General features: G+C 70.1%; 17 protein-coding genes. 10 read left to right on the top strand and 7 right to left on the bottom strand.

Features of this window, described 5'->3' with window-relative positions; genetic code table 11:
* Positions 1 to 62: 62 nt before the first annotated feature.
* A complete protein-coding gene (locus BLT25_RS06505) occupies positions 63 to 422 on the bottom strand; it encodes a VOC family protein (RefSeq protein WP_091043414.1) in 360 nt (119 codons plus the stop codon).
* A 114-nt stretch (positions 423 to 536) separates the two neighbouring features.
* Here BLT25_RS06505 and BLT25_RS06500 point away from each other — a divergent pair, with 114 nt between their 5' ends.
* From BLT25_RS06500 to BLT25_RS06470, 7 genes are read left to right on the top strand one after another with little or no spacing between them, the layout of a single operon-like run.
* On the top strand, positions 537 to 1136 hold the full coding sequence (locus tag BLT25_RS06500; protein ID WP_218131252.1) for a TetR/AcrR family transcriptional regulator: 600 nt from the start codon (positions 537 to 539) through the stop codon (positions 1134 to 1136).
* On the top strand, positions 1133 to 1927 hold the full coding sequence (locus BLT25_RS06495) for a TIGR03084 family metal-binding protein (protein ID WP_091043410.1): 795 nt from the start codon (positions 1133 to 1135) through the stop codon (positions 1925 to 1927). The genes BLT25_RS06500 and BLT25_RS06495 overlap by 4 nt, the downstream gene beginning before the upstream one ends.
* A complete protein-coding gene (locus BLT25_RS06490; protein ID WP_091043407.1) occupies positions 1924 to 3612 on the top strand; it encodes an acyclic terpene utilization AtuA family protein in 1689 nt (562 codons plus the stop codon). Before BLT25_RS06495 ends, BLT25_RS06490 begins: the two co-directional genes overlap by 4 nt.
* Positions 3609 to 4742 (top strand): acyl-CoA dehydrogenase family protein, encoded by a 1134-nt coding sequence (locus BLT25_RS06485; protein ID WP_091043404.1) that lies wholly within the window; start codon positions 3609 to 3611, stop codon positions 4740 to 4742. The genes BLT25_RS06490 and BLT25_RS06485 overlap by 4 nt, the downstream gene beginning before the upstream one ends.
* Complete coding sequence (locus BLT25_RS06480; RefSeq protein ID WP_091043402.1) at positions 4739 to 6310, top strand: acyl-CoA carboxylase subunit beta; 1572 nt, start codon at positions 4739 to 4741, stop codon at positions 6308 to 6310. The genes BLT25_RS06485 and BLT25_RS06480 overlap by 4 nt, the downstream gene beginning before the upstream one ends.
* A 5-nt stretch (positions 6311 to 6315) precedes the next feature.
* A complete protein-coding gene (locus BLT25_RS06475) occupies positions 6316 to 8223 on the top strand; it encodes an ATP-binding protein (protein ID WP_256328473.1) in 1908 nt (635 codons plus the stop codon).
* Entirely contained in the window at positions 8220 to 9389 is a 1170-nt protein-coding gene (locus tag BLT25_RS06470; protein ID WP_091043400.1) for an acyl-CoA dehydrogenase family protein, read from the top strand. Before BLT25_RS06475 ends, BLT25_RS06470 begins: the two co-directional genes overlap by 4 nt.
* A gap of 127 nt (positions 9390 to 9516) precedes the next feature.
* Here BLT25_RS06470 and BLT25_RS06465 read toward each other — a convergent pair whose 3' ends face one another.
* Together BLT25_RS06465 and BLT25_RS06460 are read right to left on the bottom strand one after the other, a co-directional pair.
* A complete protein-coding gene (locus tag BLT25_RS06465; RefSeq protein ID WP_091043397.1) occupies positions 9517 to 10212 on the bottom strand; it encodes an RDD family protein in 696 nt (231 codons plus the stop codon).
* A 61-nt stretch (positions 10213 to 10273) separates the two neighbouring features.
* On the bottom strand, positions 10274 to 10885 hold the full coding sequence (locus BLT25_RS06460) for an RDD family protein (protein ID WP_091043395.1): 612 nt from the start codon (positions 10883 to 10885) through the stop codon (positions 10274 to 10276).
* 96 nt (positions 10886 to 10981) lie between these two features.
* Between BLT25_RS06460 and BLT25_RS06455 the strand changes: the two genes are divergently transcribed.
* Complete coding sequence (locus BLT25_RS06455; protein WP_091043393.1) at positions 10982 to 12115, top strand: YihY/virulence factor BrkB family protein; 1134 nt, start codon at positions 10982 to 10984, stop codon at positions 12113 to 12115.
* Here the strand turns inward: BLT25_RS06455 and BLT25_RS06450 are convergent.
* On the bottom strand, positions 12112 to 12693 hold the full coding sequence (locus tag BLT25_RS06450) for a protein-L-isoaspartate O-methyltransferase family protein (protein WP_256328472.1): 582 nt from the start codon (positions 12691 to 12693) through the stop codon (positions 12112 to 12114). The two genes, BLT25_RS06455 and BLT25_RS06450, sit on opposite strands and share 4 nt — an antisense overlap.
* A gap of 19 nt (positions 12694 to 12712) precedes the next feature.
* Between BLT25_RS06450 and BLT25_RS06445 the strand changes: the two genes are divergently transcribed.
* Positions 12713 to 13480 carry an enoyl-CoA hydratase family protein gene (locus BLT25_RS06445; protein WP_091043387.1) on the top strand — a complete coding sequence of 256 codons (768 nt, stop codon included), beginning with the start codon at positions 12713 to 12715 and terminating at the stop codon, positions 13478 to 13480.
* A 116-nt stretch (positions 13481 to 13596) separates the two neighbouring features.
* Positions 13597 to 15786 (top strand): HelD family protein, encoded by a 2190-nt coding sequence (locus BLT25_RS06440; RefSeq protein WP_091043385.1) that lies wholly within the window; start codon positions 13597 to 13599, stop codon positions 15784 to 15786.
* Positions 15787 to 15915: 129 nt separating this feature from the next.
* On the opposite strand, the gene BLT25_RS06435 is transcribed toward BLT25_RS06440, so the two are convergent.
* The 3 genes from BLT25_RS06435 to BLT25_RS06425 form a co-directional block, all read right to left on the bottom strand.
* Positions 15916 to 16560 carry a hypothetical protein gene (locus tag BLT25_RS06435; protein ID WP_091043382.1) on the bottom strand — a complete coding sequence of 215 codons (645 nt, stop codon included), beginning with the start codon at positions 16558 to 16560 and terminating at the stop codon, positions 15916 to 15918.
* A gap of 62 nt (positions 16561 to 16622) precedes the next feature.
* Complete coding sequence (locus BLT25_RS06430; RefSeq protein ID WP_091043381.1) at positions 16623 to 17240, bottom strand: hypothetical protein; 618 nt, start codon at positions 17238 to 17240, stop codon at positions 16623 to 16625.
* The gene (locus BLT25_RS06425) at positions 17237 to 17737 is read right to left on the bottom strand and encodes a SigE family RNA polymerase sigma factor (protein WP_091043378.1); all 501 of its coding nucleotides are present in this window, start codon (positions 17735 to 17737) and stop codon (positions 17237 to 17239) included. Before BLT25_RS06425 ends, BLT25_RS06430 begins: the two co-directional genes overlap by 4 nt.
* Positions 17738 to 17779: the final 42 nt, after the last annotated feature.

Genomic DNA, 17779 nt, shown 5'->3' with positions numbered 1-17779 from the left:
CACTCCCGCGGATCGAGTTGGCATGTTCGTGCCGACTCGATCCGCGTACGTGACGTCTCGGCTCAGGCCCGGCAGAGGCAGAAGGTGTGGCCGGCGGGGTCGAGAAACACGCGGAAGGACTCGCCCGGCTGGACCTCGTGCTTGGTGGCGCCGATCGCGAGGACCTCGGCCTCGGCCTTGTCGAGGTCGTCGACGGTGACGTCGAGATGCGTCTGCTGAGGTACGTCCTGGCCGGGCCACTTCGGAGCCTGGTAGTTGTCGACGCGCTGGAAGTCGAGCGATCCGCCGTCGCCCCAGGCGCTGGCCCAGCCGCCGTCGTCGTCGACCTTTGACTCCCATCCGAGGAGCTGTGCGTAGAAGGTGGCCAGGGCTGCCGTGTCGGGACAGTCGATGACCCACTGAGGAGTGCGTGCGATAGCCATGGGACCGACGTTACGAGCGGTTCCGGACGTTCCGCTTCCGCCTGTCGCGACGTCGTCTCAGAAATATACAGTCAGGGTTGACTGTTTGTTTCTGGCGCGGCAGAGTGCGTGCCTGTGAGCCAGGCCACCCGCGTACCTCAGGAACAGCGCACCCGCGCGATGCGGACCCGTCTCCTCGACGCCACCGTCGAGCTGCTGGCCGAGCGCGGCTTCGCCGGCACCTCGACCACGCTCGTCTCCCAGCGTGCCGGGGTCTCCCGGGGGGCGCAGCTGCACCACTTCCCGGCCAAGAACGACCTGGTCGTGGCTGCGGTCGAGCACATCACCGAGGCCCGGGGCGAGGCGCTGAAGGAGGCTGCCGGAGCGCTTCCCGAGGGCGGGCAGCGTACGCGGCACGTGCTCGCCATGCTCGCCGAGCAGGTCACCTCCCCGGTCTTCGCCGCTGCCCTGGAGCTGTGGGTGGCGGCCCGCACCGACGAGCAGCTGGCCGCGGCGGTGGGTCCGCTCGAGCAGCGGATCGGCCGCGAGCTCCACCGGGCCACGGTCGAGCTGCTCGACGTGGACGAGTCGAAGCCTGGGGTGCGCGAGCTCGTGCAGGCCACGCTCGATCTCGTCCGCGGCCTGGCTCTGGCTGACACGATTACCGACGACGCCGCTCGACGCGAGCGGATCCTCGATCACTGGGCCGAGGTCCTGGAAAGAGAGCTGCGATGAGCCTGCTGGATGACCTTCTCGAGGACCTCTCCATGGAGGGGTTCGAGCTACGTCAGGTGGTGGCGGGCCTGAGTGAGTCGGGCTGGCGGGAGGCGACGCCCGCCGCGGGCTGGGACGTCGCCGCACAGATCGCTCACCTGGCCTGGACCGACGAGGCCGCGCTCGCCGCGACCGAGTGGGTGGCAGGTGACGCGACCGCGTGGGACGGGCTGGTCACCGAGGCGCTCAAGAATCCCGAGGGCTACGTCGACGAGGCTGCGCTGGCGCTGGCCACGATGCCGGCGACGGACCTGTTGGAGCACTGGGACGGCGTACGCGGTGAGCTCGCCGGAGCGCTGGCGAACGTCCCGGCCGGGCAGAAGCTGCCCTGGTTCGGGCCGCCGATGTCGCCGGCCTCGATGGCGACCGCGCGGTTCATGGAGACCTGGGCCCACGGGCTGGACGTGCGCGAGGCGCTCGGTCTGACCTACGAGCCCAGCGACCGCATCAAGCACGTCTGCCACCTCGGCACCCGCACCCGTGACTTCTCCTACGGGGTGCACGGCCTGACCCCGCCGAGCGACCCCTTCCGGGTGTCGCTCACCGCACCGTCCGGTGAGGTCTGGGAGTGGGGGCCCGAGGATGCGGCGCAGAGCGTCCGCGGCCCGGCGTACGACTTCGCCCGCCTTGTCACCCAGCGCATCCACCGCGACGACACCGCGCTCGAGACCACCGGCGACGATGCCGAGAAGTGGCTGTCGATCGCCCAGGCGTTCGCCGGTCCCACCGGGGACGGGAGGCCCAAGAAGTGATCACCATCGGCAACTGCTCCGGTTTCTACGGTGACCGGTTCTCGGCGATGCGCGACATGCTCGAGGGCGGTCGGCTCGACGTGCTGACCGGCGACTACCTCGCCGAGCTGACCATGCTCATCCTCGGCAAGGACACCCTCAAGGACCCGTCGACGGGCTATGCCAAGACCTTCCTGCGGCAGGTCGCCGACAGCATCGACCTCGCCCTGCAGCGCGAGGTCAAGATCGTCTCCAACGCCGGCGGTCTCAACCCCGCCGGGCTCGCTGCCGCCATCGAGGCGCTCGGGACCCGCGCCAAGGTGGCGTACGTCGACGGCGACGACCTGCGAGGCCGGCTCGACTCCCACCCCGACGCCCTGACCGCCAACGCCTATCTCGGGGCCTTCGGGATCGCGCACGCGCTCGAGGCCGGCGCCGACATCGTCGTCACCGGTCGCGTCACCGACGCGAGCGTCGTCGTCGGGCCGGCGATCGCCCACCACGGCTGGAAGCGCGACTCCTACGACGAGCTCGCCGGCGCCGTGGTCGCCGGGCACGTGATCGAGTGCGGCACCCAGGCCACCGGCGGCAACTTCTCCGGCTTCCTGACCATGTCGCCGCAGGCTCGGGCGCGTCCGCTGGGCTTCCCGGTCGCCGAGATCGCCGTCGACGGCTCCTCGATCATCACCAAGCAGGACGAGACCGGCGGCACGGTCACGGTCGACACGGTCACCGCGCAGCTGCTCTACGAGATCCAGGGTCCGCTCTACCTCGGTCCCGACGTCACCACCGACCTGACGTCGATCCGGCTCGAGGAAGTCGGGATCGACCGGGTGGCGATCACGGGCGTGACCGGCACCCCGCCGCCGGCGACCCTCAAGGTCGCGGTCAACTCGCTCGGGGGCTACCGCAACTCGGCCGAGTTCGTGCTCACCGGCCCCGATATCGACGCCAAGGCCGCCTGGCTGCGTGACCAGCTCGACGCCGAGCTGCCGATCGGGCCCGACTACACCTGGTCGACCTACCGCATCCCCGCGCCGGACTCCCCGACCGAGGAGGGTGCCGCCTGCATCCTGCGGCTCTCCGCACGCGCCGCGGACGCCGACGCGGTCGGCCGTGCGCTGACCGCTCCGGCGATCGAGCTGGCGCTCGCCTCCTACCCGGGCTTCCATGTCACCGCGCCCCCGGGACGGCCGTCTCCGTTCGGGATCTACAAGGCTGCGTACGTCCGGCGCGACCGCGCCACCGAGACCGTCCACCTCCCTGACGGCTCGACCTACGAGGTCCCGTCTCCCCTCGCCTATGCCGAAGCGTCACGTACGTCGGCCGAGACGTCACGCGAGGTGACCACTCGGCCGACGGGAGCGACGTCTCGGCGAGCGCTGGGGGAGCTGGTCTATGCCCGGTCCGGGGACAAGGGCGGCGACGCCAACCTCGGGCTCTGGGTGCCGCAGGGGCGGCCGGAGGCGGCCGTCGAATGGTTGCTGGACACCGTCACCCCGGAGTGGGTACGCGAGCTGCTGCCCGAGGCCGAGGACCTGGCCATCGACATCACGCCGCTGCTACACCTGCGGGGCGTGAACATCGTCATCCACGACCTGCTCGGCGAGGGCGTGGCCGCCTCGACGCGGTTCGACCCGCAGGCGAAGGGCCTGGGCGAGTGGGCCCGGAGCCGCTTCGTGGACATTCCGGAGGGGCTTCTGTGAGCAACGACCTGTTCCAGCTGGGCGCCGAGTTCGCCCGCCGCGAGGTCTTCCCCGACCTGCAGGAGTGGGAGGACAACCAGGAGATCCCGCGCGAGCTCCACCAGGCCGCCGCCAAGCAGGGTCTGCTCGGGATCGGTTTCCCCGAGGAGGCCGGCGGTGAGGGCGGCGGGCTCGCCGACACCGTCGCGGTGACCGAGGGGCTGATGTCCGAGGGCGCCTCCTCCGGTCTGCTCGCGGGCCTGTTCACCCACGGGATCGCGCTGCCGCACATCGCCAAGCACGGCTCGCCCCACCTCATCGACACCTACGTGAGGCCGACGCTGGCCGGCGAGAAGATCGGCAGCCTCGCGATCACCGAGCCCGACGGCGGCTCCGACGTCTCCCACCTCCGCACGACGGCAACACGCGACGGCGACGAGTTCGTCGTCAATGGTGCCAAGACGTTCATCACCTCCGGCTGTCGCGCCGACTTCGTCACCACCGCCGTCCGCACGGGCGGGAAGGGCGCCGGCGGCATCAGCCTGCTGGTGATCGACAAGGACACCCCCGGCTTCACGGTCACCCGCAAGCTCGCCAAGATGGGCTGGCACTGCTCCGACACCGCGGAGCTCGCCTTCGAGGACGTACGCGTCCCCGCGGCCAACCTCGTCGGCGACGAGAACGCCGGGTTCATCTACATCGCCGAGGCGTTCGTGACCGAGCGGATCGCGCTGGCCGTGCAGGGCTACGGCACCGCCGCCCGCTGCCTGGCGCTCACCCTCGACTACTGCCGCCAACGCGAGACCTTCGGCGAGCCCCTGATCAAGCGTCAGGTCGTACGTCACAAGCTCGTCGAGATGCACCGGCAGGTCGAGGTGGCCAAGGCCTACACCCACGCGGTGGTCGCGAGATACGACCGCGAGGGGTCGACCCAGGCCACGATCGCCGAGGCGGCGCTGGCCAAGCAGACAGCGGTCGAGGCCTGCACCTGGGTCGTCGACCAGGCCGTCCAGCTCCATGGCGGGACGGGATACATGCACGGGACCGAGGTCGAGCGGCACTACCGCGACGCCCGGATCCTGCCGATCGGAGGAGGAGCCACCGAAGTGATGACGGACCTGGCCGCCAAGCTGTTGGGACTGGACCGATGAGCGGGAATAGGGAGGCGCTCCTCGAGAAGATCGACGCCCTGGACGCCGAGCACGCGAAGGCGGCGGCAGGTGGCGGTGAGAAGTACGTCGCCCGCCACAAGGCCCGCGGCAAGCTCCTCGCCCGCGAGCGGATCGAGCTGCTCCTGGACGAGGGCAGCCCGTTCCTGGAGACCCAGCCGCTGATCGGCTGGGGCAGCGACTTCCCGGTCGGCGGCTCGATCATCACCGGGATCGGTGTGGTCGAGGGTGTCGAGTGCATGATCGTCGCCAACGACCCGACGGTGAAGGGCGGGGCGCTCAACCCCTACTCCCTCAAGCGTTCCTTCCGGGCCGCCGAGATCGCCGAGAAGAACGGTCTTCCGACGATCAACCTGACCGAGTCCGGCGGCGCCGACCTGCCCACCCAGAAGGACATCTTCATCCCGGGCGGCAAGGGGTTCCGTGACCTGACCCGGGCCTCCGCCCGCAAGCAGCCGACCATCTCGGTGGTCTTCGGCAACTCCACGGCCGGTGGTGCGTACGTCCCCGGCATGAGCGACTACGTGATCATGGTCAAGGAGGGGGCGAAGGTCTTCCTGGCCGGCCCGCCGCTGGTGAAGATGGCCACCGGCGAGGACACCGACGACGAGTCGCTGGGCGGCGCCGAGATGCACTCGCGCATCTCCGGCTCCTCCGACTTCCTCGCCGTCGACGAGCACGACGCGATCCGCCAGGCGCGACGGGTCGTCGCCCGGCTCAACTGGCGCAAGCGCGGCCCCGAGCCGAAGGCGTCGTACGAGCCCGAGCTCGACCCCGACGGCCTGCTCGACCTGATCCCGACCGACCTCAAGGAGCCGTTCGACCCCCGCGAGGCGATCCTGCGGATCGTCGACGGGACCGGCCCCGACAACGAGGTGGCGTTCGACGAGTTCAAGCCGCTCTACGGATCGAGCCTCTGCGTCGGCTGGGCGCGGCTGCACGGCTACGAGATCGGCATCCTCGCCAACGCCCGCGGCGTGCTGATGAGCGAGGAGGCCCAGAAGGCGGCGCAGTTCATCCAGCTCGCCAACCAGAAGGACGTCCCGCTGCTGTTCCTGCACAACACCACCGGCTACATGGTCGGCACGGAGTACGAGCAGGGCGGCATCATCAAGCACGGTGCCCTGATGATCAACGCGGTCTCCAACTCCACCGTCCCGCACCTGACCGTGATCATGGGCGCGTCCTACGGCGCGGGGAACTACGGCATGAACGGCCGTGCGTACGACCCCCGCTTCCTCTTCACCTGGCCCTCCGCGAAGTCCGCGGTGATGGGGCCGGCCCAGCTCGCCGGCGTGATGGAGATCGTCGCCCGCGAGTCGGCCGAGAAGAAGGGCGAGGTCTTCGACGCCGAGGGGTTCAAGGGCGTCAAGGAGATGGTCGAGGGGATGGTCGAGGAGCAGTCGCTGCCGATGTTCCTCTCCGGCCTCGGCTACGACGACGGGGTCATCGACCCGCGCGACACCCGCACCGTCCTCGGCCTCTGCCTCTCCGCCATCGCCACCCGACCGATCGAGGGCGCCATGAACTTCGGCGTCTTCAGGATGTGATTGCCGTGCCCATCGAAAACAGCATCTCTCGTCTGCTCGTCGCCAACCGCGCCGAGATCGCTTCGCGCGTCTTCCGTACCGCCCGCAAGCTCGGGATCGAGACCGTCGCGGTGCACTCCGACGCCGACGCGGCCCTGCCGTTCGTGGCGGAGGCTGACCATGCCGTACGTCTCCCTGGCAACGCCCCCGCCGAGACCTACCTCCGCGCCGACCTCATCATCGAGGCGGCGAAGGTGGCCGGTGCCGACGCGATCCACCCGGGCTACGGGTTCCTGTCGGAGAACGCCGACTTCGCCCGCGCCGTCGAGGCTGCCGGCCTGGTCTGGATCGGACCCGCGCCCGAGTCGATCGAGCAGATGGGCTCCAAGATCGAGGCCAAGAAGATCATGGCCGCTGCCGGGGTCCCGGTCCTGGAGGCGCCGGCTTCGCCGGTCGAGGCCGACCTTCCGCTGCTGGTCAAGGCCTCCGCGGGCGGTGGCGGGCGGGGGATGCGGATCGTCCGCTCGCTCGACGCTCTCGGCGCCGAGATCGCCAAGGCCGAGGCCGAGGCCGCGTCCGCCTTCGGGGACGGAACCGTCTTCGTCGAGCCGTACGTCGAGGCCGGCCGCCACGTCGAGGTCCAGGTCGTCGGCGATGGGGCCGGGAACGTCGCCGTCTTCGGCGAGCGTGACTGCTCGGTGCAGCGTCGCCACCAGAAGGTCGTCGAGGAGTCCCCGGCCCCGCTGCTGCCGGACGCTGTCCGGTCGGCGCTGCACGAGGCCGCCCGGAACGCCGCCGCGGCGATCGACTACCGCGGTGCCGGGACCGTCGAGTTCCTCTACGACGCCGCCTCGGAGCGGTTCTGGTTCCTGGAGATGAACACCCGCCTGCAGGTCGAGCACCCGGTGACCGAGCTGGTGCACGGGGTCGATCTGGTGGAGCTGCAGATCGCGGTGGCCGAAGGGGCCGCTGACGTGGTCTCGGCAAGCTCGACCAGCGCGGTCGACGGGCATGCGGTGGAGGTGCGGCTCTATGCCGAGGACCCGGCCGCCGACTATCAGCCGCAGTCGGGCGTCCTGACGAAGCTGGAGTTCTCCGGCGACGCCAGGGTGGATGCCGGCTACACCTCGGGCTCCGAGGTCAGCACCTTCTACGACGCGATGCTGGCGAAGGTGATCGTGCACGCGCCCACGCGCGACGCGGCGATCCGCCGACTGGTCTCGGTGCTGCGTACGGCCAAGATCCACGGGCTGGTGACCAACCGGGAGCAGTTGGTCGGGATCCTCGGGTCGGAGGCCTTCCGGTCCGGTGAGGTCAGCACGGCTCTTCTCGCGGAAGAAAAATTCCTTCCGCACACGGAGGACCCCGGCGCTTCGGTCGCCGCGGCGGTCGCGCTGGCGGAGGCGACCAGGCGGCCGGGCATCCCGGTGGCTTGGCGCAACGTCACCAACCACCCGCAGCGAACGGTCTTCGAAGACGGTAGCGACGACGGCCTCGTCGTGGAGTGGTACGGCACCCGCGAGGGCTATCGCATCGACGGGTTCGAGGTCATCGACGCAGATCAGGACCGGGTTGTTCTCGAGCGTGACGGGCTGCGGACGGCGTACGAGATCGCCGTCGACGGGGACCGGATCGACGTCGACTCCTCGATCGGGCACACCGTGCTGCGGAAGCGCCCGAGGTTCACCGACCCCGCGACCCAGACCCAGCCCGGAAGCCTGCTGGCGCCGATGCCGGGATCGGTCGTCAGCGTGCTCGCCGAGGCCGGCAGCAGCGTCACCGAGGGCCAGCCGCTGCTGGTCCTGGAGGCGATGAAGATGCAGCACACGGTGACCGCGCCCACCGACGGCGTACTCGCTCAGATCAACGTCAAACCAGGAAGCCAGGTCGCCGCCGGCGAGGTGCTGGCCGTCGTAGAAGAGGAGACATCATGACCGCATCGGCGTTCAGTGAGCCCGAGGAGCGACTCGCACTGCGGGAGGCGGTGGCGAAGCTGGCCGGGAAGTACGGTCACGACTTCGTCGCCAAGCAGGCCCGCGAGGGCGGCAAGATGACCGAGATGTGGCTCGAGATGGGCCGCCACGGGTTCCTCGGCGTCAACATCGCCGAGGAGTACGGCGGCGGTGGCGGTGGCATGAGCGACCTGGCCGCCGTGCTCGAGGAGGCCGCGACCGCCGGCGCCCCGCTGCTGATGATGGTCGTCAGCCCCGCGATCTGCGGCTCGATCATCGGCCGCTGCGGCACCGAGGAGCAGAAGAAGCGCTGGCTTCCCGCCATCGCTGACGGGAGCCTGCTGATGGCCTTCGGGATCACCGAGGCCGACGCCGGCTCCAACTCCCACAAGATCACCACCACGGCCAAGCGTGACGGCGACAACTGGGTGCTGAACGGCCAGAAGACCTTCATCTCCGGCGTCGACGAGGCGGACTCGGTCCTCATCGTCGCCCGGACCGAGGATGCCAAGACGGGCAAGCTCAAGCCGGCCCTCTTCGTGGTCCCGGCCGACTCCGAGGGCTTCACCAAGCAGGTCATCCCGATGGCCTGGGAGGCGCCGGAGAAGCAGTTCACCCTCTTCATCGACGACGTACGCCTCCCCGCCGACGCCCTCGTCGGCGACGAGGACGGCGGGATCTGGCAGCTCTTCGCCGGCCTCAACCCCGAGCGGATCATGGGCGCCGCCCTCTCCTGCGGCATGGCGCGCTACGCACTGGGGAAGGCCGTGGCGTACGCGGCGGACCGCTCGGTCTGGAAGGACGCCCCGATCGGCTCCCACCAGGGCATCGCGCACCCGCTCGCGAAGGTCAAGATCGAGCTGGAGCAGGCTCGTCTGCTGTGGCAGAAGGCTGCCGCGCTCTACGACGCCGGTGACGACGCGGGCGCCGGGGAGTACGCCAACATGGCCAAGTACGCCGCCGGCGAGGTCGCCTGCAACGCCACCGATGCCGCGGTCCACACCCACGGCGGCAACGGCCTCACGGTCGAGTACGGCCTGGCCAACCAGCTCGTCGCCGCCCGTCTCGGCCGGATCGCCCCGGTCAGCCGGGAGATGATCCTCAACTACATCGCCATGCACACCCTGGGACTCCCGAAGTCCTACTAGACGTCGGTCGAGCCGCGAGCGCCAGCGAGCGTGTCGAGACCAACACGGTCGCCTATCGCGCACGATGGGACTGTGTTGGTCTCGACACGCCTCCGCCTAGCGGCTCCGGCGGCTCGACCGACGGGTGCTACTTCTTCGGCTCGATGATCACGATCGTGCTGAGGATCTTGTCGGCGAAGGTCTGGCGCTTGTCGTCCCACAGCGGCCACAGGTAGCCGATGTAGCAGGCGAGCTGGTCGAGGTAGTGGACGAAGAAGCGCCCGATCGAGAACCAGGTGCCGAGGACCTGGCCGTCGGCCTCCTTGACGACCTTGATGCCGAGGACGCCCTTGCCGATCGTGTAGCCCGTCTTGCCCTGCTTCAGGCCGTAGTTCCAGAACAGGAAGGCGAGACTCACGAGAAAGCCGATGAACATGAGGAGCCCGCCGATGGCCATGAGGGCCCCGTTGGGCTCGCCGGCCGGCGTGTACATGCCGGTGTTCGGGTCATACTCCGAGGTGCCACCCGCGGCGGCTCCGCCGATGAGCAGGCCGTAGCCGATCCAGAACGGGATCATGGCCACCGCGCCGACGAGTCCGTCGATGATGAAGGCACCCGCACGTGCACCCCAGGAGGCGTACGGCGGGGTCGGGGCGCCATAGCCGTAGCCGGCCGGGGCGGCGCTGTAGCCGGTCGGAGCGGCGGGAGCGGCGCCGTAGCCCGGCACGGGCGGAGGCGGCGGAGCGCTGGGCTGACCGTAGGCCGGCGCCGGCGGCGGCGTCGGCGGCAGGGGCTGGCCGGAGGGGTCCTGCGGGGCGCCAGGAGGCGGGCCGTAGTTAGACATGGGGCCGAGTATGGCCACATCGGAACCCAAATGTCAGCGCACACGCCTGAGCCACCTGCCGTTAGGAGCGCGCCTCTCCGACGACCAGCGTCCCGACGAGCTTGTCGGCGAGCGTCTGCCTCCGCCTGTCCCACAAGGGCCACAGGTAGTTGACCAGGCAGACGACGGAGCCGAAGAACAGGAAGGCGAAGCCTCCGTAGTAGGTGAGGAAGATCAGCACCCAGCCGATCGCGTTCAGAGCTTGCCGGAACAGCGTCAGCGGAACGCCGGCTGTCGACCCGGGGTCCTTCCCGACGAGCTTGATACGAAGCAGGCGCTTGCCGATCGTGTGCCCGGTGCGGCCCTGCCGGATCACCTGGTTCCAGATCGCGAAGGCGAGGAAGCCGAACCATCCGGCCACGATGGCCAGGACTCCGAGCCCGGTGACGATGAAGCCGGACTCACGAGCCAGGCCGCCGCCCACGCTGGCGACGAGATAGAACGGCACCAGCAGCACGGCGTCCACGAGACCACTGGCCATGCGCTGAACCCAGGTCGCGAGCGGCGGGCCGGAGGGGACGTACGCCTGCTGTGCCCAGGGTGGGGCCTGCGGCTGCGGTCCACGAGCGGGGTCCTGCGGTGCGCCTGGCGGCGGCCCCGGCGGCGGGCCGAAGTTGGACATCTGGTGGGTCATCTCCTCGAGTGTGCTGGCCTGCTGACCTGACCGAGGTTCAATCTATCGGGTTGCACAGGGGTTAGCCTGACCCTTATGGCTGGAGCGGCGACGGCAATGGATCGGGCTCAGCGCCGGTTCCCGCCGGTCGCGTTCCCGCTGGCCGTGCTGTACAAGTTCTGGGACGACCAGGGCAACAACCTCGCCGCGATCATCACCTACTACGCGTTCGTGGCCGTCTTCCCGATCCTGCTGCTCGCCTCCTCGATCCTCGGTTTCGTGCTGGAGGGCAACCCGGATCTGCAGGAGGCGGTCCTCGACACCGCGCTGGCGCAGTTCCCGATCATCGGCGACCAGCTCGGCCGCAAGGAGCTCACCGGCTCGACCGGGGCGATCATCATCGGTGGGATCACGGCCCTCTACGGTGCGCTCGGCCTGGGCCTCTCGTTGCAGAACGCGGTCAACACAGCCTGGTCCGTGCCGCGCAACAGCCGTCCCAACCCGATCCTGCTGAGGGTCCGGTCGCTGCTCATGCTCGCCGCCGGCGGTCTGGCCATCCTCTCGGTGACCGCGCTGTCGTTGGTGCTGAGCCGTACGGACTTCCTCGGGTTCAAGGCGGTCGACGTCGGCTACTGGCTGGTGATCCTCGGCACCGTCGTGATCGTCACCGGCATGCTCTGCGTCGTCTTCCGGATGGCCACCACGCGCGACCACGCCCTCGGTCACGCCCTTCCGGGAGCGCTCACGTTCGCGCTGCTGTGGCAGGTACTGCAGTACTTCGGTGCGGAGTTCGTCCAGCACGTGCTCGCCGCCACCCGTGGCATGAACCAGACCTTCGCGCTGGTCCTCGGTCTGGTCGCCTTCCTCTACATCGCGGCGCTGATGGTGGTGATCTCGATCGAGGTCAACGTCGTCTACTCACGTCACCTGTGGCCGCGCGCGCTGCTCACCCTCTTCACCGACGACGTCGAGCTGACCGAGGCCGACCGCCGCGCCTACGCGAGCTATGCGCTGATGCAGCGCCACAAGGGATTCGAGACGGTCGCGGTCACCTTCGACGGGCCCGACGGCAACAGCCACGAGATCGTCATGGACCCCTCCTGGCTCCGCAAGACCGCTCGGCAGATCCGTCGCCGCGACGAGTTCAGCCAGCCCCTGCCGCCGACCAAGCCGCCGCCCCCGGTGCCGCCGGGCCAGCTGCGCGCGCTGCCGCATCCCGACGAGGGCGAGCCGGAGCGGCGTACGCCTTAGAGGTGCCGGCGGAGCGGCACGAAGCGATACCAGCCGTGGCCGCTGAGCCGCGCCGTGCCGGTCTCGTTCCGTTCGACCAGCATCATCAGGCCGGCGACCGGGACCACCATCCGACCGGGCGTGGCCAGCTGGTCCATCAGCTCGTTCGGCAGCGCATCGGCCTCGGCGGAGACGAGGATGCGGTCGTACGCAGCCTCCTGGGGCCACCCGAGGACCCCCGGCTTCGCCTTCTCGATGCGAGCCCACGGCTGGGCGGTCGCAGCCAGGTTTCGGCGGCCGAACCTGACCAGGGACGGCTCCAGCTCGACCCCGATGACGCTGCCCTCGGGACCGGTCAGGTAGGCGAGCAGGGCGGTGGTCCAGCCCGACCCGGAGCCGACGTCGAGCACCTTGTCGCCCGGTTCCACCTGGATAAGTCGCAGCATGTCGGCCACGGTTCGCGGCTGCGAGTTGGTCTGCCCGTGCCCGATCGGAAGCGGCTCGTCGAAGCCCGCGAAGCCACGCTCCTCGGGTGGGAGGAAGCCCTCCCGGGGGATGGCGGCGAACGCATCGAGGACCGGGTCCACAGGTCCAGTCAATCACCGTAAGGTCTGCCCCATGACTGAGTCGCCAGAAACCAACGCAGAGCTCGTCCACCTCGAGGTCGCCGACGGTGTCGCCACCATCACCCTCGACTCGCCGGCCAACCGCAACGCGCTCTCCCGCCGGCTCGTCACCGAGCTGTTCGAGGCGCTGCACGCGTCCGACAAGGACACCTCGGTCAAGGCGGTCGTGCTCCAGGCAACCGGCACCGTCTTCTGCTCCGGCGCCGACCTCTCCGAGGCCGCGACGGTGCCGATGGAGGAAGGCACCCGCGGGATCGTACTTCTCCAGCGCACCATCGTCGCCCTGACCAAGCCCGTCGTGGCGAAGGTCCAGGGACCCGTGCGCGCCGGCGGTCTCGGGCTCGTGGCCGCCGCCGACATCGCGATCGCCGCCGACACCGTCTCGTTCGCGCTCACCGAGGTCCGACTGGGTCTCGCCCCCGCCGCGATCTCCCTCTCGATCCTGCCCCGGATCGATTCCCGCGCCGCCTCCCGCTACTTCCTCACCGGCGACAAGTTCGACGCCGCGGAGGCCGCCCGCATCGGCATCCTGACCGCCGCCGTCCCTGCCGAGTCGCTCGACGACGAGGTCTCCGCCATCACCTCCTCGCTCCTCGAGGGCTCCCCCCAGGGCCTGCGCGAGACCAAGCGCCTCATGGTCCGCGGCCTGGTCGAGCACATCGACGCCGGAGGCGAGGAGATGGCCGCCCTCTCCGCCCGCCTCTTCGGCTCCGACGAGGCCCGCGAGGCGATGACCGCGTTCCTGTCTCGTAAGCGGTAGCCGATTGGCGGCACCCGTGCCCGCATAACACCACGTCGGGGGTAGAGTTACCTCCTTGCCGTGCGCCATGGGGGGCGCACGGCGGGTGTGGATCTTTGTGACGGGGGAACATCCAGTTGAACGACAAGCTGGCTGAGCGCGAGATCGCTCAGGAGCAGGGGTTCGTAGATCGTGTCTACCTCCAGCTGGGGGAGTCGGCGCGCGCTGCGCAGGAGCTGGCCGCAGAGGGCCGAGACCGTGGACGCCTGGGGCATGAGGGCGGTCTGGTCGAGCGCGACGCGTTCGCCTTCCAGGCGGCGCGACGCATCGCGCAGCTCGACGCCGCTCACGAGGGGCTGGTCTTCGGCCGCCTCGACCTCGACCCGTCGGTCGACCCCGAGCCGCGCTACGTCGGCCGCATCGGTCTGCGCGACGCCGAGCGTGACTCGCTGCTGATCGACTGGCGGGCGCCGGCGGCAGCGGTGTTCTACCAGGCCACCGCGGTCGAGCCGAGGTCGGTGATCCGGCGGCGGGTGCTCCGCTCCGAGGGGCAGAGCGTGATCGGCGTCGAGGACGAGCTGCTCGACGCCGAGGCGCTGGAGAGCTCCGGCGCGGACCTGCCGATCGTCGGCGAGGGCGCGCTGATCGCCCAGCTCAGCCGCGCCCGGGACCGCACGATGCACTCCATCGTCGCGACCATCCAGGCCGAGCAGGACAAGGCCATCCGCGCGCCCGGCAAGGGTGTCACGACGATCTCCGGCGGTCCTGGCGTGGGCAAGACCGTGGTGGCCCTCCACCGGGCCGCCTACCTGCTCTACACCGAACGTCGCCGCTACGAGTCCGGTGGCGTGCTCATCGTCGGCCCGTCGGGCGTCTTCATGCGCTACATCGAACGCGTACTGCCGAGCCTCGGTGAGACCGCGGTGGCGCTGCGTTCGCTGGGCGAGGTCGTGGACGGCGTACGCGCGACGTGGCACAACGACCCCGCCGTCGCCGACGTGAAGGGCTCGGTCCGGATGGCCGAGGTGCTGCGCCGTGCCTCGCGCCAGCAGGCGCCGGGCTCCCCGCGCGAGTTCAAGGTCTTCTACCGTGACGACTCGCTGCGACTGGACGGCAAGCGCCTCGGTGACCTGCGGCGACAGCTGATGGGGCAGGGTCGGCGCAACCAGCAGCTCCGCCGCGTACCCCAGCTGCTTCTCGACATCCTCTGGCGTCAGGTACGCGGCGAGCGCGGCCGCGAGCGAGGCCGCGAGGTCTTCAACGACGAGATGCTCGACAACCCCGCATTCCTGGAGTTCGCCGCCACCTGGTGGCCGGCGCTGGAGGCGCGCGAGGTGCTCGGCTGGCTCCGTGACCCGGAGCTCCTCGCTCGCGTCTCCGAGGGAGTCCTGACCCACGACGAGCAGCAGCTGCTCCTCAAGTCGTGGGCCGGCCGGGGCCTGACCGACGCCGACCTGGCCATCGAGGACATTCCGCTGCTCGACGAGCTCCGCTACGCGATCGGCGACATCCCCGAGCAGGTCGCCGACGAGCGGGACGCCGACCAGAGCGGCATCGACATCGCCGAGCTGATGACCGCCTCCGACCGCGAGTTCTCCTCGGGCCGGGGCTGGCGCCCGCCGACCTACCGGATCGACGACGACCCGTTCGCCCACATCCTCATCGACGAGGCCCAGGACCTCACCCCGATGCAGTGGCGGATGGTCGGACGCCGGGGACGTACGGCCTCATGGACCATCGTCGGCGACCCCGCCCAGTCCTCGTGGCCGGTGGCGGAGGAGGCCGAGGCCGCCCGGGCCAAGGCGCTCGAGGGCAAGCCGGTGCACGCGTTCCACCTGTCCACGAACTACCGCAACTCTGCCGAGATCTACGGCTTCGCCGCCGCCTACGCCGAGCGGGTCGGGCTCGACGCCGACCTACCCACCGCGGTCCGCTCCACCGGCGTCGAGCCGCAGGTCATCGAGCACGCGGTCGACCTGGAGCAGGCCACCCGGGAAGCGGTCGGCGAGATCGCGTCGCAGGTCGGCGGCACCGTCGGCATCGTCGTCCCGGTCGCGCGCCGCTCCGAGGTCAACTCGTGGCTCGCGTCCTGGTCCGAGTTCGCTGACGACGCGTCCAGCGCTGCCGCCTCCGCCGCCGACCCGACCTCGGTGCCGTCCGGCGAGGACCGCATCGTCGTCCTCACCGGCCTGGACACCAAGGGCCTCGAGTTCGACGGCATCGTCGTGGTCAGCCCCGACGAGATCGAACGCGAGTCGGCCACCGGCCGCGCCACGCTCTACGTCGTCCTCACCCGTGCGACCCAGCTGCTGACCACCGTCTCCTGACCGGACTCTCGTCGGTCGAGCCGCCGGAGCCGCTAGGCGGAGGCGTGTCGAGACCAACACAGTCCCTTCGGCGCTCGATCGGTTGTGTTGATCTCGACACCGCTCGCTGGCTCGACCAGCGGTGACGGGTCAGAGCCCAGTTATCCAGGGGTGGTCCGGAAGGGTCTGCTCGAGCGCGTGCCGCAGCCAGTGACGCCGACGGTCGTCGAGCAGCGGCACGGTGTTGTCGAAGTCGAGCTGGTCCTTCGGGCGGAGCCCCGGGGCCTTGTAGAGGAGCTGGATCTCGGGCTGGAGATAGCGGATTCCGGCGCGCTCCCAGACCGCCTCGGACATCGGCATCCGGATCGACTCCTCACGCCGATAGACCCACTCGTCGGCGGTGCCGGGGTTGAGCAGCAGGTCGTACTCCCACGGGTCCTGAGCGCTCCGCCGCGTCCAGACCTGACCCTCGGTCTCCCACAGGACGACGTCCGCGGCGCCGTCGGGATCGTCGTCCGGGAGCAGCGGCCGCAGCGCTGCTGTGCCGGCGGCCCATACGTCGAAGCGCCCCGCCAGATGCTTGCGCAGCACGGCGAACTCGCTGCGGAGCACACAGGTGTCGGTGTCCTCGTGGTCGCGCCCGATGCCGGTGAACGCCTCGATCGCCCAGCCACCGGCGATCCACCAAGTGCCGGGGTAGCCCTCGAAGAGAGCAGCCACATCGGCCGGCGTACGTGAGACCCAGGGGCCGTAGAGACGCTCGAACTCGTCGTTGCTCAGATCGTTGACGGCCACCCGCGGAGCCTAGCGGCGCGGGTGGTACGTCGCGCCGACTGATGTAGCGGCCGCGGCAGAGGTCAGCCGACCGAGGGCTTGGCGTCCGCGGTGACCTCGAGGCCCTCGGCGAACTCGACGAGCTGTTCGTCGGTGAGGTGGATGGTGTTCCACATCTGGATGACGACGGTGAAGTCGCGGTAGGAGTACTTGAGCATGGTGGCGCCGTCGGGGGTGGTGACCAGGGTGGCGGGCCGGCCACCGACGGTGGTGTCGGTCGAGTCCTCGGTCTCGGACGTGGTCGACTCCAGGGTCACCACGATCTTGTCCTGGAAGTCGCTGATGGAGGACTTGTCGTCGGGGCGGGCGACGGCGAGGACGTACTGGTCGGATCCTTGCAGCACGAACCCCTCGGGCACCTTCGCCACGGTGTAGCCGGGCACCTGGGTCCCGTCGTAGTCGACGAGGCGTACGCTGTCGGCGGCCTGGACCGTCGGCGTGTCCCCGTTGTCGGAGGTCAGCGCGATCCCGCCGAACGCGCCGCCGACGGCGAGGGTCAGGGCGGCCGCGCCGAGGGCGCCGCGCTTGATCCGGCGCCGGGAGAGCGCCCGGTGGCCGCGGCGGAGGTCGGCGGTGGCATCCTCGGTCGGTGCGGCCGGGGACGGGGTCAGGCGGGCGAGGCGGTCGATCACGTCGTTCATCGGGAGTCTCCTGTCAGTTGGGTGGGGGTGAGCAGCGCCCGGAGCTTGTCCAGGCCGCGAGCGGTCTGGGACTTCACGGTTCCGGTCGAGCAGCTGAGCGCGTCGGCCACCTCGTCGACCGAGAGGTCGTGGACGTGCCGGAGCACGACGGCCGCACGCTGCCGCGGTGGCAGCTCGCCGAGCGCCGCGACCAGTTCGGGATCGACCATCGCCGGGTCCTCGACCGGGGCCTCGGGCAGCGAGACCGCGCCCTGCTCCCGTCGGAAGAACGGGCGCCTGCGGTGGTCGGTCAGGCAGTTGACCAGGGTCCGGCGAGCGTACGCAGCGGGATGCTGCGACGCCCGTCCCCAGGCCAGATAGACCTTGACGAGCGTCGTCTGGACCAGGTCTTCGGCCAGGTGGGCGTCGCCGGCGGTCAGCAGCCGGGCAGTGCCAACGAGCGGCGCGCGGTGGCGGCGTACGAAGGCCTCGAATTCGGCGTCTTGGGAACGTCTCACGCACTGTCAACGGATCGGGGGCGTCGCGGGGTTGCACGGGAA

Origin of the sequence: Nocardioides sp. YR527 (assembly GCF_900101045.1) — a bacterium.
Classification (GTDB): domain Bacteria; phylum Actinomycetota; class Actinomycetes; order Propionibacteriales; family Nocardioidaceae; genus Nocardioides.
The sequence above is the reverse complement of the archived record's forward strand: the minus strand, read 5'-3'. Positions and strand labels throughout refer to the sequence as shown.